Origin of the sequence: Citricoccus sp. NPDC079358, from assembly GCF_040702545.1 — a bacterium.
Lineage (GTDB): Bacteria > Actinomycetota > Actinomycetes > Actinomycetales > Micrococcaceae > Citricoccus.
The window spans coordinates 1-14,380 of the sequence record NZ_JBFBLI010000012.1 but is presented as its reverse complement, the minus strand read 5'-3'; the positions used below and the strand labels follow the sequence as shown (position 1 = coordinate 14,380).

Annotated in this window: 12 protein-coding genes; 8 read left to right on the top strand and 4 right to left on the bottom strand. The window is 68.0% G+C overall.

Annotated features, from left to right (window positions below; translation table 11 throughout):
- From AB0333_RS13700 to AB0333_RS13680, 5 genes are all read left to right on the top strand, one after another.
- Complete coding sequence (locus AB0333_RS13700) at positions 1-864, top strand: MerR family transcriptional regulator (protein ID WP_366219227.1); 864 nt, start codon at positions 1-3, stop codon at positions 862-864.
- Positions 865-1,114: 250 nt separating this feature from the next.
- Entirely contained in the window at positions 1,115-2,872 is a 1,758-nt protein-coding gene (locus AB0333_RS13695) for an ABC transporter ATP-binding protein (protein WP_366219226.1), read from the top strand.
- Positions 2,869-5,040, top strand: coding sequence for an ABC transporter ATP-binding protein (locus tag AB0333_RS13690; RefSeq protein WP_366219225.1), 2,172 nt, complete (start codon positions 2,869-2,871; stop codon positions 5,038-5,040). Before AB0333_RS13695 ends, AB0333_RS13690 begins: the two co-directional genes overlap by 4 nt.
- Before the next feature lie 62 nt (positions 5,041-5,102).
- Entirely contained in the window at positions 5,103-6,074 is a 972-nt protein-coding gene (locus AB0333_RS13685; protein WP_366219224.1) for a type II CAAX endopeptidase family protein, read from the top strand.
- Between the two features lie 27 nt (positions 6,075-6,101).
- On the top strand, positions 6,102-7,511 hold the full coding sequence (locus tag AB0333_RS13680) for an MATE family efflux transporter (protein WP_366219223.1): 1,410 nt from the start codon (positions 6,102-6,104) through the stop codon (positions 7,509-7,511).
- Between the two features lie 10 nt (positions 7,512-7,521).
- On the opposite strand, the gene AB0333_RS13675 is transcribed toward AB0333_RS13680, so the two are convergent.
- Entirely contained in the window at positions 7,522-8,490 is a 969-nt protein-coding gene (locus AB0333_RS13675) for an Abi family protein (RefSeq protein ID WP_366219222.1), read from the bottom strand.
- A gap of 107 nt (positions 8,491-8,597) precedes the next feature.
- Between AB0333_RS13675 and AB0333_RS13670 the strand changes: the two genes are divergently transcribed.
- The gene (locus AB0333_RS13670; RefSeq protein ID WP_245952273.1) at positions 8,598-9,197 is read left to right on the top strand and encodes a hypothetical protein; all 600 of its coding nucleotides are present in this window, start codon (positions 8,598-8,600) and stop codon (positions 9,195-9,197) included.
- A gap of 184 nt (positions 9,198-9,381) precedes the next feature.
- Complete coding sequence (locus tag AB0333_RS13665) at positions 9,382-9,942, top strand: hypothetical protein (RefSeq protein WP_366219221.1); 561 nt, start codon at positions 9,382-9,384, stop codon at positions 9,940-9,942.
- A gap of 4 nt (positions 9,943-9,946) precedes the next feature.
- Here the strand turns inward: AB0333_RS13665 and AB0333_RS13660 are convergent, their stop codons facing one another.
- Together AB0333_RS13660 and AB0333_RS13655 are read right to left on the bottom strand one after the other, a co-directional pair.
- Positions 9,947-10,888, bottom strand: coding sequence for a CoA ester lyase (locus AB0333_RS13660; RefSeq protein ID WP_366219319.1), 942 nt, complete (start codon positions 10,886-10,888; stop codon positions 9,947-9,949).
- Between the two features lie 176 nt (positions 10,889-11,064).
- The gene (locus tag AB0333_RS13655; RefSeq protein WP_115932350.1) at positions 11,065-11,778 is read right to left on the bottom strand and encodes a CGNR zinc finger domain-containing protein; all 714 of its coding nucleotides are present in this window, start codon (positions 11,776-11,778) and stop codon (positions 11,065-11,067) included.
- A gap of 309 nt (positions 11,779-12,087) precedes the next feature.
- On the opposite strand from AB0333_RS13655, the gene AB0333_RS13650 reads away from it, so the two are divergent.
- Positions 12,088-13,743, top strand: coding sequence for a thiamine pyrophosphate-dependent enzyme (locus tag AB0333_RS13650; protein ID WP_115932349.1), 1,656 nt, complete (start codon positions 12,088-12,090; stop codon positions 13,741-13,743).
- 57 nt (positions 13,744-13,800) lie between these two features.
- Here AB0333_RS13650 and AB0333_RS13645 read toward each other — a convergent pair whose 3' ends face one another.
- Positions 13,801-14,280, bottom strand: coding sequence for a DUF664 domain-containing protein (locus AB0333_RS13645; protein ID WP_366219318.1), 480 nt, complete (start codon positions 14,278-14,280; stop codon positions 13,801-13,803).
- Positions 14,281-14,380 lie beyond the last annotated feature (100 nt).

Sequence of the window (14,380 nt, the reverse complement as noted above, 5' to 3'; positions counted from 1 at the left end):
ATGAAGAACGAGAAGCAGCGGACGCGGCACGGCGCCCATCCGGAGATCGCCCTGATGACGGTGGGGGAGACCGCCTCCTTCACCGGCGTCACCGTGCGCACCCTGCACCACTATGACGAGATCGGGCTGGTCTCCCCGGCCGCCCGCTCCTCGGTGGGCTACCGGCTCTACGCCCCCGCCGACCTCGAGCGCCTGCAGCAGGTGGTCGCCTACCGGCGGCTGGGACTGGGCCTGGAGGACATCGCCGCCGCGCTCGAGGAGGGGCCCGTGCGCGACGACGGCGCGCACCCGGGTGCGCGGGGCACCCGGCCCGCCGGCCGGCGTCGGGCGCTGGAACGCCAGCGCGAGCTGGTGGAGGAGAAGATCACCGAACTCACGCGGCTGCTGTCCGCGTTGGACACTGCATTGGAGAAGGACATGAAGGACATCGACCTGAACGAGGACGAGATGCGCGAGCTCTTCGGGGACTCCTATACGGAGCACTTCGAGGAGTACCAGGCCGAGGCCGAGGACCGCTGGGGCCAGACCGAGGCCTGGAAGGAGTCGCAACGCCGGACGGCGGCATACACGCAGGAGGACTGGGCCAGGATCAGCGCCGAGACCGAGGAGAACAACCAGCTGATCCTGGACGCGATGGGCGCCGGCCTGCCGGCCGACTCGGAGCAGGCCATGGCCGCGGCCGAGGCCATGCGCGTGCACATGGACCACTGGTTCTTCCCGATCGACGGGGATTTCCATCGGAACCTCGGGGACATGTACGTCCAGGATCCGCGGTTCGCCGCAACCTACGAGGAGCTGCGGCCGGGACTGGCCCAGTACCTGCGGGACGCCATCCACGCCAACGCTGACCGGAGGGCCCGGTAGCCAGCCGATCGCCGCCGGAACCTGGGGGGCGGTTCTCCGATTCTGCTCAGAAGGGTTCACCGTCAGCAGAGAAACGCCCATTCTCCGCGATCTTCGGGCATGATATTGATGGACCATTTTCGGCTCCCGCGATCCCGCCGTCCACACCCCGTCGGTCACCGCGGCCTTCCTGCGCCCGGAAGCGGTCCCACCCTCAACATCCCTCCTGCCCGATCGGCAGGTGGGCGGAACGATCCGGAAGCGAACCCCCATGCTGTGGAAACTCGTCCGGCACTACGGCAAGCCCTACTGGGCCCTCGTCGTGGCCGTGCTGGTGCTCCAGCTGGCCGCCACCCTGGCCACGCTGTACCTGCCCAGCCTCAACGCGGACATCATCGACAACGGCATCGCCACCGGTGACACCGAGTACATCTGGCGGGTGGGCGCCGTCATGCTGGCCGTCGCCTTTGCCCAGGTCATCACCGCCATCGCCGCGGTCTGGTTCGGTGCGCGCATGTCCATGTCGATCGGACGGGACATCCGCCAGGCCATCTACACCCGGGTGGACCACTTCTCCGCCGAGGAGATGGGCCGCTTCGGCGCCCCCACCCTGATCACCCGCGGCACCAATGACGTGCAACAGGTGCAGATGGTCGTGCTGATGGCCCTGAACTTCATGGTGATGGTCCCGATCATGTCCATCGGCGGCATCGTGATGGCCATCCAGGAGGACCCGGGCCTGTCCTGGCTCGTGTGGGTGTCCGTTCCCGTACTGCTGCTGATCGTGGGTCTGCTGGTGCAGCGGCTGATGCCGCTCTTCGAGCGGATGCAGACCAACATCGATGACGTCAACGGCGTGATGCGCGAACAGATCATGGGCATCCGCGTGGTGCGGGCGTTCGTGCGGGAGCGCCACGAGACCGGACGCTTCACGGACGCCAATGCGACGCTGACCAAGACCTCCGTGAACATCGGCCGGCTGTTCATCCTGATGGGGCCGCTCATCACCATGGTCCTGCACCTGGCCACCGCCGCCGTGTTGTGGTTCGGCGGCCACCGCGTGGACGACGGCCTCGTGGAGGTCGGGGCCCTGACCGCGTTCATGCAGTACCTGCTGCAGATCCTCATGGCCGTCATGATGGGCACCTTCATGTTCATGATGTTCCCGCGCGCCATCATCACCGCCCGCCGTATCGGTGAGGTGCTCACCACCACCGGCTCCGTCCAGGAGCCGGAACACTCCATCGAGCCGCAGCGCAAGGACGGCACGGTCGAGTTCCGCAACGTGAGGTTCGCCTACCCGGGTGCCGAGGCGCCCATCGTGGACGGAGTCTCCTTCACGGCCGAGGCCGGCCAGACCACCGCGATCATCGGCTCCACCGGCTCCGGCAAGACCACCCTGATCAACCTCGTCCCCCGGCTCTACGACTCCACCGGGGGCACCGTGCTGATCGACGGCGTGCCGGTGGCGGAGATGTCCCGGGCCTCCCTCACCGAGGCGGTGGGGTTCGTTCCCCAGAAGCCGTTCCTGTTCTCCGGTTCCGTGGAGGACAACCTCCGCTTCGGCAAGCCGGATGCCTCCGAGTCCGAGCTCTGGGCGGCGCTGGACACCGCCCAGGCCACCGAGTTCGTCCGGGACCGGACCACCGGCGAGGGTGAGAGCGCCGCGACCGGACTGGACTCGGCCATCTCGCAGGGCGGCACCAACGTCTCCGGCGGCCAGCGCCAGCGCCTGTGCATCGCCCGGGCCCTGGTGGCGAAGCCCCGCATCTACCTGTTCGACGACTCGTTCTCCGCCCTGGACGTCACCACGGACGCCCGGTTGCGCTCGGCGCTGACCGGCTACACCGAGGGCGCCACCACGATCATGGTGGCCCAGCGCGTCTCCAGCATCACGGAGGCGGACCAGATCATCGTGCTCGAGGAAGGCCGGGTCGTTGGCCGCGGCACCCATCAGGAACTCCTCGACACCTCGGAGACCTACCGGGAGATCGTGGATTCCCAGATCAGCGCGGAGGAAGTGGCATGAGCACGGGCGAGCGCAACCACAGCACCCAGTCCAGCCGGTCAGCCGGCCGGCCGGAGGACCTCTTCCCGGAGGTCCAGCGCCCCGCGTACCGGTCCACCGCCTTCCGGTCCACCGCTTCCGGTACCGCGCAGGATGACGGCACCGCGGCCGGCGTCGTGTCCGAGCAGGAGATCGCCGAACTGCAGGACAGTGTGGGCACCGGCGAGTGGGGCGAAGGCTCCGCGCCACGCAAGGCCAAGACCTTCTGGCCGTCCCTCGGGCGGCTCTTCAGCACCCTGAAGGACCACAAGTTCGGGGTGGTGATGGTGTTCGTCTTCGGCGCCATCTCGACCATCCTGACGGTCTGGGCGCCGGCGATCCTCGGCCAGGCCATGGACGTGATCTTCGACGGCTGGATGGCCGGTTCCATCGACTTCACCACGCTCTCGCGGATGCTGGCGATCGTGCTGGGCATGTACGTGGTGGCGTCCCTGTTCGACTGGCTCCAGGGCTTCGTGCTCAACGAGATCGTGATGCGCGTGGTCTACCGGATCCGGCAGCAGATCGAGGCCAAGGTCAACCGCCTGCCCCTGAGCTACTTCGACACGCGGCAGCGCGGGGACCTGCTGTCCCGGACCACCAACGACGTGGACAACGTGCAGACCGCCATGCAGCAGGCCTTCGCATCCCTGTTCTACGCGGTCATGACCATCATCGGCATCACCATCATGATGTTCGTGCTCTCCTGGCAGCTCGCGCTGATCGCGCTGATCGCTCTGCCGATCGCCGGGATCGTGGTGGGCATCATCGGCTCGAAGTCGCAGAAGCTGTTCACCGCCCAGTGGAAGAACACCGGGCGGCTGAACGGGCACATCGAGGAGTCCTTCACCGGGCACGAGCTGGTGACCGTGTTCGGCCGCCAGGAGTCCATGCGCGAGCGCTTCGACGAGCGGAACGAGGACCTCTACGAGGCTTCCTTCCGGGCCCAGTTCTACTCCGGCATGATCATGCCGATCATGCAGTGGGTGACGTACCTGGGCTACGTGGGCATCGCCGTGGTCGGTGGCCTGCGGGTGGCCACCGGCCAGATGTCCCTGGGCCAGGTCACCGCCTTCATCCAGTACTCCCGCGAATTCAACGCCCCGCTGGGCGAGATGGCCGGCATGGCCAACATGCTCATCTCCGGCGTGGCCTCGGCCGAGCGGATCTTCGAGCTGCTGGACGCGGACGAGCAGGAGGAGGACCTCTCCGACCAGCGCCAGCGGACAGACGGCGGCACCCTGGACCCGGACGGCAAGCAGCCCGGCCAACTGGCCCAGCCCGTGCACGGCCGGGTGGAGTTCGACCACGTGCAGTTCTCCTACACCCCGGAGAAGCAGCTCATCACGGCCCTGTCCCTGGACGCGCATCCCGGCGAGACCGTGGCCATCGTCGGCCCCACCGGGGCGGGCAAGACCACCCTGGTCAACCTCATCATGCGGTTCTACGAGATCGACGGCGGCCAGATCCGGCTCGACGGCGTGGACATCGCCACCCTGGACCGCGGGGTGCTCCGCGGCCAGATCGGCATGGTGCTGCAGGATGCCGTGCTCTTCGGCGGGACCATTCGGGAGAACATCCGCTACGGCCGGCTCGACGCCACGGACGAGGAAGTGGTGGCCGCGGCGAAGGCGACCTTCGTGGACCGCTTCGTGCACACGCTGCCGGACGGCTATAACACCGTGATCGAGGCGGAGGGGGCCAATATCTCCGCCGGTGAGCGCCAGCTCATCACGATCGCCCGCGCCTTCCTCGCTGATCCGGCGCTGCTGATCCTGGACGAGGCCACCTCCTCCGTGGACACCCGCACCGAGGTGCTCGTTCAGGAGGCCATGGCGGCCCTGCGCTCGGACCGGACGTCCTTCGTGATCGCGCACCGGCTGTCCACGATCCGCGATGCGGACGTGATCCTGGTGATGGAGCACGGGGACATCGTGGAACAGGGCTCGCACGAGCAGCTGCTCGCAGCCGAGGGGGCCTACTACCGGCTGTACATGTCCCAGTTCACCCAGGGCGTGGACCTGGACGCGGAGGAGGCGGCGGTCTCCGTGGGCACCGGCGCCATCCCGATGGTCGAGGAGAACGTCGCCACGGGGGCCGTCCCCGTGGTGGAGCCGGGGCAGCACCGTCCCGAGTCCCCCGGGGCGTGACCGGACCCACGTCAGTGGATGGCCGTGTTGGGGGCTCCGGGCGGCGTCGATAGCATGGGCGCATGACCAATGACCCGCGGCAGGCACCGCAGCACGAGCCACACCGCCCGGCCGATGGTCACGGGTCCTCACCGCAGGGCCAGCCGACCATCCCGGCCGGCTGGCCGAAGCGGGGCCGGGACTACGGCCGGACGCAGCAGGGACCGCTCCAGCCCGCCGGGGCCGGCGTCGTGTCCCATGGTGCCGGGCCGGGTTCCATCCCCCCGGGGTGGCCGGGCCGCCGCCCGCAGGACCGGATCGTCCTCGACCCGGGCAAGCCCACGTGGATGGATCTGGTCACGGTGCTGGCCTATCTGCTCATCTTCATCCTGGGCGCGGCCGTGCTGGTGACGCTCATCCCGGGCTTCCGGGAGCAGTTCACAGAGCCGGACGGCACGCTCAATGAGGGCTCGTTCACCTTCAGCATCAATCTGATCTCGTACTCGGTCCTCACCGTCCTGGCGCTGATCGCGTGCTGGAAGCCATTCATCGCCTCGTTCCGCACCTTCAAGCAGTACGGGTGGCTCAAGATCGGGCTCATCCCGGTGATCTGGTTCGTCTGCATCATGGTCAACGCCCTCGTGGTGATGGCCGCGGGTCAGCCCATCAAGAGTGCGAACCAGATGGCCATCGAGGAGATGACCACCCAGGTCGCCTTCTTGCCCGTGCTGCTGGTGACCGTGTTCATGGCGCCCTTCGTGGAGGAGTACATCTTCCGGCACCTGATGATCGGCAAGCTCTCCCGCTGGATCAACGTGTGGGTCTGCGTGGTGATCTCCATGGTGCTGTTCGCCCTGATCCACTTCCTCAGCACCGGCTTCAACTTCGATCCGGTCCAGGTCATCCCGTACCTGACCCTCGCCGCCGCCATCACGGTGGCCTACGTCCTGACCGGCAAGTCGCTGGCCTATGCCACGATCCTGCACGTGTTCAACAACCTCGTGTCCATCATCGTGGCGTACACGCTCCTGCCGCTGCTGCCCGAGGGCATGTAGGCGCCGAGCGCGCCGCGGTACCGCCCCATGCCCACCGACCCCACCGAGCCCAGCCAGGTCACAGAGTCCGCTGTGCCAGCCGCGGCGCCCCGGGACGCCCGGCCGATCTCCCGGCAGATCCTGGCCCTCGCCGTGCCGGCCTTCGGCGCCCTGCTGGCCGAGCCGATGTTCCTGCTCGCGGACACCGCGATCATCGGCCACCTGGGCGTGGCCGAGCTGGCCGGCGTCGGGGTCGGCACCACGGTGCTGCACACCGTCACCGGGCTGATGGTGTTCCTGGCCTATTCCACGACGCCGGCCGTGTCCCGGTTCCTGGGCGCCGGCAACCTGGGTGCGGCGATGGACCGCGGGCGGGACGGTGTGTGGCTGGCCCTGCTGCTCGGCACCATCCTGGCCGTGGCTGGCTGGTTCGCCGCCCCGACGCTGGCCGGACTGATCGGTGCCGACGGTGCGGTGCAGGACCACGCGGTGACCTACCTGCAGTGGTCCATGCCCGGGATCCCCGCGATCCTCGGCGTCCTGGCCGCCACCGGCATCCTGCGGGGGTTGCTGGACACCAAGACCCCGCTGCTCGTGGCCGGGGTCGGCTTCGGGCTGAACATCGGGCTGAACTTCGTGCTGGTCTATGGCGCGGGCCTCGGGGTGGCCGGCTCTGCCATGGGTACCTCGGCCGTGCAGTGGGCCATGTTCGCGGTCTACCTGGCCGTCCTGTACCCGCGGTTCCGCCGCGCCGGCACCCACCTGGCCCCGTCCGGGTCCGGCATGCGGGCCACCGCCCAGGTGGGGTCCTGGCTGCTGTTGCGGACCGCCACCCTGCGCGCCGCCATCCTCTTCACGGTGGTGGCGGCCACCGGCCTCGGCACGGCCACACTCGCCGCCCATCAGCTCGTCTTCACGGTCTACTCGACCCTGGCCTTCGCCCTGGACGCCCTCGCCATCGCCGCCCAGGCCCTCATCGGCCGGGAGCTCGGCGCCGGCCGGAGGGACGAGGCCCGCGCCCTGACGGGCACCATGGTCCGCTGGTCCCTGTGGTTCGGTGTCATCACCGGGGTGCTGCTGGCCGTCCTCGCGTGGGTGCTGCCGCCCCTGTTCACCCCGGAGCCGGCCGTCCAGGCAGCCGCGACCGCCGGGCTACTGGTCCTGGCCGCCTCCCAGCCCTTGAGCGGTTACGTCTTCGTCCTGGACGGGGTGCTCATCGGAGCCGGCGATGCCCGCTATCTCGCGCTGGCCGGCGTCGTGAACCTGGCGGTGTACCTGCCGGCGCTCGCCGGGCTCGGGTGGCTCGCCACCGGCACCAGGGCCGGCCTGGCGCCCGACGCCGGCGCCCAACTGGCGTTGTTGTGGGCCGGTTTCGCGGGGGTCTTCATGGGAGCCCGCGCGCTCACCCTCGGCTTGCGGGCGCGCTCGGATGCGTGGATGCGGACTGGGCAGAGTTGATTCCGTCCAGTTATTCATGCCAAGCCGGGTCTTGCTTCCACTCCGGAGGAAAACCTACTTCAGCTGCACTTCTGCCGGGAATCGCTTCCAGCTGGGTAATGATCAGAGTTCTGACCTTTGACATCCACGTAGATCCAGGAGAAACGGCCTGGAGCAATCGGCCCATGACAAGCAGCGCACCGTAGAGACGTTCACTTTGGGAGTCAGGCAAGGAGCCCAGCATGTCGACCGTCTTCAACGCTGCCGTACCAACCGGGGTGAATGAACGGTTCCACGTACGTGAATGATGGGCACATGTATTTCGCACGATGGTCAACTGCTCAAGCCACCGGGCCAAGGGATGGTTGGCGGCGGTCTTTCGCCGCTGGTTCTTGGTGAGAGGCTGAAGGTTGATGGACAGGCCGAGATTGTCGCCAATGGTCCACTGTGCTTGGGCGGGCAACCCTTCGAATGCGCGGGAAACATCTGAGAAGTCAAGTACGTCGACAAGTACCCAAATCGGCAAATCTCCGTTGTAGTGCTGGTCATAATGGCGAATTGGATCGCTGTGCCGCCGCGACCTGTTGACTCTCTTGGTGACGGTGGTGAGCCACGAATGATGGTCGAAGCCAGGCCTGAAGCTCGAGGCGTTCCTGTAGTCGAATGAATCTTTTACCCCCAGCTGATAACTCAGTTGAGAACGAAGCGCAATCTCGACTCTTTCCAGGGCGTCGAAGATTAGGGCTCTCAGCTTTCGATCAAACTCGTAAAGGGCAGTCACGTACGAGAAGTCCGTGCCGCTTTCGAAGTCATCGAGCCTGCCACCGGTGTGTGGCATCGTCGCGATCATCCGGTAGGGATAGAAGTAGCCGCTCAACCGGTAATAGCCGACGTGGGCGAGCCAAGGGAGTGCCTCATCTGTGCTGACAGCCATGCCACGCCCCGACAGCAAGGCGATTTGTTGATCAAGCGTTTTGAAAGGCTTCGCGGCACGGACCATGAGGCGTAAGGTTCCTCCAGAAAGAGATCCAGCCCACACCATGCGGGGCATGGGCGGGCTGAACTGTTGAAACCAGTGTAGCAAATACCAGCGCATAGAATGGTCGGGTGCCTGCAGCAAAAGCCCCCGCCGAGACCGCCGCGATCATGTGGAAGCCGATCCTGATCCGCGCGCTGATCGCGGCGATCTTCGGCCTGACCACCGTCTTCCTCCAGGATCCCGGCCTGCCCGTATTGAAGTACGGCCTGGCGGCCTACTTCGTGTTCTCCGGGTCCGGCCTGTGGGAGTACCTGCGCCGGGACCCGGTGCCGGAGAAGATGCGCGGACCGCTCTCGATCGCCGCGGCGCTCTTCATGGTCGGTGCCATCGCCCTGCTGTTCGCCGGGACCGAGTTCGTCGCGGGGATCATCGCCGCCGTTGCCCTCATCGGCTCGGGTCTGGCCGAGTTGGTGGCGTGGCTGCAGTACCGCAAGGTCTTCGTGCCGGCCCGCGACCAGCTGTACACGGGCGCGGTAGGCGTGCTGTCCGGCGTCGGGTTGTTGCTCTTCCTCCACCTGGACGCACACGGTCTGCTCGGCATCGTGGGTGGCGGGGCCATCATCATCGCCGTGCTGCTCGCCATCTCCGGCTTCGGCTTCCGGCACGACGCCGGCCCGGCCGCGCTGGCCGCCCAGAAGGACGAGGGCCCGCGCGCCCCGCGCAGCTGACCGGATGCGCTCCGCGGAGCGGTCCTGCGGGGCAGACATTGGGGTCGGTCGGCCCCGTTCTCTACAACGCGTAGAATGAAAGGGTGCGTCTCGGCCCGAGGCCGACGCGTCACCACACTTTGAGCAGGTCAGGCCCCCGTTCTCTCGAATCCGGCCAGGCCACCCGCAGTACAGGAGATGGTCAGTGAGCACGCCCAGCGCCGGTCAGCAGCCCGAGACGCCCCGTCCCGGTGATGCCCGGCCGGGGCGCGCCCCGGGACAGGCTGCACGGACGCCGGCAGGGAAGCCGACAGCCGGACCTTCTGGGGCGTCGGCCGCGCAGCCTGCCGATCCGGCCCAGCAGAAGGCCGGGTTCCTGCAGTCCATCAAGGGGCCGCTGTGGTTCTCCTTCGTCCTGGCCCTGGTGGGCGGGGCGGTGGCCACGATGACCGCCTCCGGAGGCTCGGACAACCCGCTGCGGCTCGACCTCGGGTTGATCGCCTTCGGGATCTTCTTCATCGTCTCCCTCGTGGTCGTGGCGATGCTCCAGCTGGCCGCCAAGGACAACCCCAAGCACCTCTCCCAGGGCTCCGGCGTGCACCGCTCCTCCGAGGAGTTGCACCGGCAGTCCGTCGCCCGGCGCAAGGCCGAGGCCCAGCGCAAGCGGGAGGCGGCCGCGCAGGACGAGCAGGACGAGCAGCCGGGCGCCGGCGACGAGTCCGGCTCGGGTGACCAGCCCGGCCCCGGCGACGCGCAGAGGTCCTGAACGCTCAGTAGTGGAAGGTGTCCGAGGGCGCCGGGGCGTGATCGTCCTCGTCCTCGCGGATCCACTGCACCCCGAAGGCCTCGGCCAGTTCCAGGATCCGGTCCGCCCGGGCCTTGCGCGGCAGATCGGAGCCATTGCGGATGACCCCACCGTCCGCGGCGAAGTCGTCCAGGAACTCGTGTGCCCAGGTGATCTCGTCCTGGGACGGGCTCAGCCCCTCGTTGACCACCGCGCACTGCTCGGGCTGCAGGCAGATCTTCCCGGTCATGCCGAACTCCGCGGTGGTGGCGGCGGCCTCGGCCAATTTCACGCCCGTGGTGCCGACCGTCGGGCCGTCGATCGGGCCCGGCAGGCCGGTGGCCTTGGCGGCGATGGTGAACTGGCTGCGCGCGTAGGCCAGGGCCAGCGGCGACTCCCCGAATCCGGTGTCACGGCGGAAGTCGCCGATGCCGAAGGCCAGCCGGTACGTGCCCTTCGCCGCGGCGATCGAGTTGATGCGCTGCAGCCCTCGGGCCGTCTCCACCAATGCGACCACCGGGATGCCCGGTAGCCGGGCCGCAGTCTCGTTCACGTGGTCGGTGGATTCCACCATCGCCAGCACGACGCCGGCCAGGCCGCCCTCAGGGACCGGCCCACCCGAGGCGCGGGGCAGGGTGGCGGCCAGCGCCGCGACATCCTGCTCCCACCACTTGGAGCCGTAGCCGTTGAGGCGCACCCAGGCCGAGTGTCCGCCAGTGAGCCACTCCACGGCGTTCTCCCGCGCGGTGTCCTTGTCCTTGGGTGCCACCGCGTCCTCGATGTCCAGTACCACGATGTCCGCCGGGGAGTCCTCGGCGGCCGGGAACTTCTCAGGGTGGGCGGCGTTGACCAGCAACCACGAGCGGGCCAGGACCGGGTCGATCCTCTGGCCGGGGGCCGGGGTGAACTGGTGCGGGATGGCAGGAATCAGGGGAGTGGAGCTCACGGTGTCTTCCTCACGTGGACGGCGATCAGGGGCCAGAGCCACGGGTCCGGTCGGGGGACCGGCCAGCGGCGGGCGACAACGGTCGACGGGTGCGTCGGGCCTGGACGGCACCGTCCGGGTGAGACGGGATCGGTGTCCCGGGTGGGGACGTGACGAGCCTACTTCTTCTTCTTGCCCTTCTTGGACTTCTTCTTCCCGGGCTTGTCCTTCTTCTCCGGCGCGTCCTCCAACGAACCGTGCTCCGAGGAGATCTCGTCCGATTCGGCCTCATAGTCCGGGTCGCCGTGGTCGCCGTCCGGGAATTCCGCCGCACGGCGAGCACGGTAGGCCTTGACGTGGGCTCGGTTGGCGCAGTTGGCCTCATCGCAGAACTGCTTGGAACGGTTGCGAGTCAGGTCCACGAAGGCGTTGGTGCAGTCCTCTCCGGAGCAGGTCCGCAGCCGTGTCAGCTCGCCGGCCAGGGCCACCTCGGCCAGCGCCAGGGCCAGAGAGGTGGAGAGGGTCTTCTCCGGGACGTCACTGTCCTGCCCGGCAGCCAGGACCGCGGGCGTGCGGGCCGTGGCCGGTTCGGGTGCGAACACGTGCACGGGCCCCGCCGAGGCCAAAAGAAGGTTGACGCCCTCGAGGGCGGCACCGATGTCCAGGGCATGGGCGTCCTGCCAGATGCCCGCGACGGCGGCGCGCAGCTTGCGGACGGAGCGCAGGGTGGCGCTGGAGGGGTCGTCGTCGAAGTTCCAGCCGGGCAGGGCTGCGGGAAGCTCGGCCGGCTGGTCGAGCCGCTCGGGGAGGAGGCGACCGCCGCGGGGACCGGGGGCCGTGTTGGCAAGCGTCGCGGCCTGGGCCAGACGACTGGTGGTGGTTGCTGAGAACATAGTGCGTTTCGTCCTTTTGAGGCTGTCCGGAATTCGGGGATGAATACTTCGGACGGTGACAGCACTGTACGTCCGCTTGGGGGTGCTGATCAGGCGACTGGCCCTGAAACGGGTAGTGGACAGGAACTCAACAGATCGCATTCAGGGAAGACCACGTGCTCGGTGCGGACGACACATCCGGCCACAGCGCGCGGTGGGGCCTTGGAGCTGGGGTACTTTGTACAAAGTTTGACCTGCGCGCCGCCCGAGGACCATCTCGGGCCGCGGAGTCGGCATGTCCGGCACCGCCCACAGTCCAAGGAGTACTGCATGAGCACTGAACAGACCACGGCCACCACGAAGTCGGCCGGACACGTCATCGTCGACACCCTCGAGGCGCACGGCGTCAAGCGGATCTATTCCATCCCGGGTGAGAGCTACCTCGATGTGCTGGACGGTCTGCACCACTCCACCATCGAGAACGTCATCTGCCGCCACGAGGGCGGTGCCGCGTACATGGCCGAGGCCGACGGCAAGATGAACTCCGTTCCGGGCATTGCCATGGTGACACGCGGTCCCGGTGCCGCCAACGCGCATGTCGGCCTGCACACCGCCTGGCAGGACTCGACCGCGATGGTCCTGTTCGTGGGCCTGATCCCGTTCGAGCACCGCGGCAAGGAGGCCTTCCAGGAGTTCGACCCGCAGATGTGGTTCGAATCCGGCGCCAAGCGCGTGATGACCCTGGACCACGCCAGCCGTGCCTCCGAGATCGTGGCCGAGGCCATGTTCGCCGCCACGTCCGGCCGTCCCGGGCCGGTGATCGTGGGCCTGCATGAGGACATCATCAAGGAGCAGATCAGCCCCGAGCTGCACCCGAACATCCCGGTGGCCACCGGCGGTATGACCGTGGAGGACTGGAAGGCCCTGAACGAGGCACTGCAGGAGTCCGACAAGCCGCTGTTCATCACCGGCGGCAACGACTGGACCACCGAGGGGGCCGAGGCCCTGACGACCTGGCTCGAGGAGCACAACATCCCCGCTGCGGCCGAATGGCGCACCGAGGGCACCGTGCCGTTCACCTCCCCGTCCTATGTGGGCCCGATCGGCTACGGCCGTCCCAAGCCGACCTATGATCTGCTCGAGGAGACCGACCTCATCGTCTTCGTGGGCACCGTCCCCGGTGACGTGGTCACGGACGGCTTCACCATCCGTCAGAACTGGGACAGGAAGAATTTCCTCGTCACCATCGACCCCTCGCTGCGCGGCCGCTCCGGTCCCGTGTCCCACCAGATCGTGGCCAAGCCGGACGTGTTCGTGCGGGACCTCGTCCGCATGGACCTGGCCGTCAAGGACTCGTGGAAGGAATGGACCTCCCGGATGCGCGGCGAGCAGGAGAAGTTCGCCGCCCTGCCGTCCGCCGAGCCGGCCGAGGGCCAGGCCCGCATGGACACGCTCATGGCCAACCTGGTGCAGTCGCTGCCCGAGGACGCCATGATCACCCTGGGTGCCGGTGAGCACACCAACTGGGCCCACCGCTACTTCCCCACCAACTCCTATGCCGCCATGGTCTCGGCCCGCAACGGCTCCATGGGCTACTCGGTGCCGTCCGCCGTGGCCGCGTCCCTGAACTACCCGGGCCGCCGCGTGGTGACCATCGCCGGTGACGGCGAGTTCCTCATGAACGGTCAGGAACTGGCCACCGCCGCCCAGTACGGCGCCACCCCGCTGGTGGTCGTGATGGACAACCAGGAGTACGGCACGATCCGCACCCACCAGGAGCGGGACTACCCCAACCGGGTCTCCGGCACGCAGCTGAAGAACCCGGACTTCGCCAAGATGGCCGAGGCCTTCGGCGGCTTCGGCGTGCGCGTGGAGCAGGACGCCGACGTCCCGGCCGCCGTCGAGGCCGCCATCAAGGCGATCGACGAGGATGGCACGTTCGCGCTCATCCACCTGATCGTGGACCAGCGGGTCAAGGCCTACTGACCCGCTGCGCTGGACCCATCACGGAGGCCGCCCCCGAGGGGGCGGCCTTCAGTGCGTTCAGCTGGCTTCCGGGTACGGCGGATCCAGGCCGACCTGCCCGTCCACGGCCTCACGGATCAGGTCCGCATGGCCGAGATGCCTGGAGTACTCCTCGATGAGGTCGAAGAGGTTCCGGCGCAGCGAGACCTCAAGATCGACCTGATCGGACAGGGCGATCCGCTGATCCAGGCCGCCCCGGTCGAGGGCTGCCTCCAGCCGGCTCTGGGCCTGCGCCACCGCGGCGTCGTAGAGCGCATACAGCTGCTCGGGGGAGTCCTGCCCGGCGGAGGTGAAATCCCAGTCCTGCACCTCGTCCCACGGAGCGGAGGCCCAGGGCTCGCCGGGGCTGGAGCCGTCGATCTCCGGCCCGGCCTTCATCACCTCGACCCCCGCCAGATGCTTGATCAGACCACCCATGGTCAGGCGTGATGCGCCGATGGTCGTGGCGAGCCCCGCCACATCCAGGCCTCCGGTCTTCCATCGGAAAGTGACGCGCAGGCGCTCTAGGTGCGTGGGTCAGTAATCGTGGGGTCGATCTTTAAAACGCCGGCGGATTGACCGGGCTGTCTCCTGGCGGGCTGGGAGAATCGGGTGATGG

Excerpts from the sequence above, each read along its gene's own strand:
- AB0333_RS13700 (WP_366219227.1), top strand. The coding sequence starts at position 1 with ATGAAGAACGAGAAGCAGCGGACGCGGCACGGCGCCCATCCGGAGATC.
- AB0333_RS13695 (WP_366219226.1), top strand. The coding sequence starts at position 1,115 with ATGCTGTGGAAACTCGTCCGGCACTACGGCAAGCCCTACTGGGCCCTC.
- AB0333_RS13690 (WP_366219225.1), top strand. The coding sequence starts at position 2,869 with ATGAGCACGGGCGAGCGCAACCACAGCACCCAGTCCAGCCGGTCAGCC.
- AB0333_RS13685 (WP_366219224.1), top strand. The coding sequence starts at position 5,103 with ATGACCAATGACCCGCGGCAGGCACCGCAGCACGAGCCACACCGCCCG.
- AB0333_RS13680 (WP_366219223.1), top strand. The coding sequence starts at position 6,102 with ATGCCCACCGACCCCACCGAGCCCAGCCAGGTCACAGAGTCCGCTGTG.
- AB0333_RS13675 (WP_366219222.1), bottom strand. The coding sequence starts at position 8,490 with ATGGTCCGTGCCGCGAAGCCTTTCAAAACGCTTGATCAACAAATCGCC.
- AB0333_RS13655 (WP_115932350.1), bottom strand. The coding sequence starts at position 11,778 with ATGTTCTCAGCAACCACCACCAGTCGTCTGGCCCAGGCCGCGACGCTT.
- AB0333_RS13650 (WP_115932349.1), top strand. The coding sequence starts at position 12,088 with ATGAGCACTGAACAGACCACGGCCACCACGAAGTCGGCCGGACACGTC.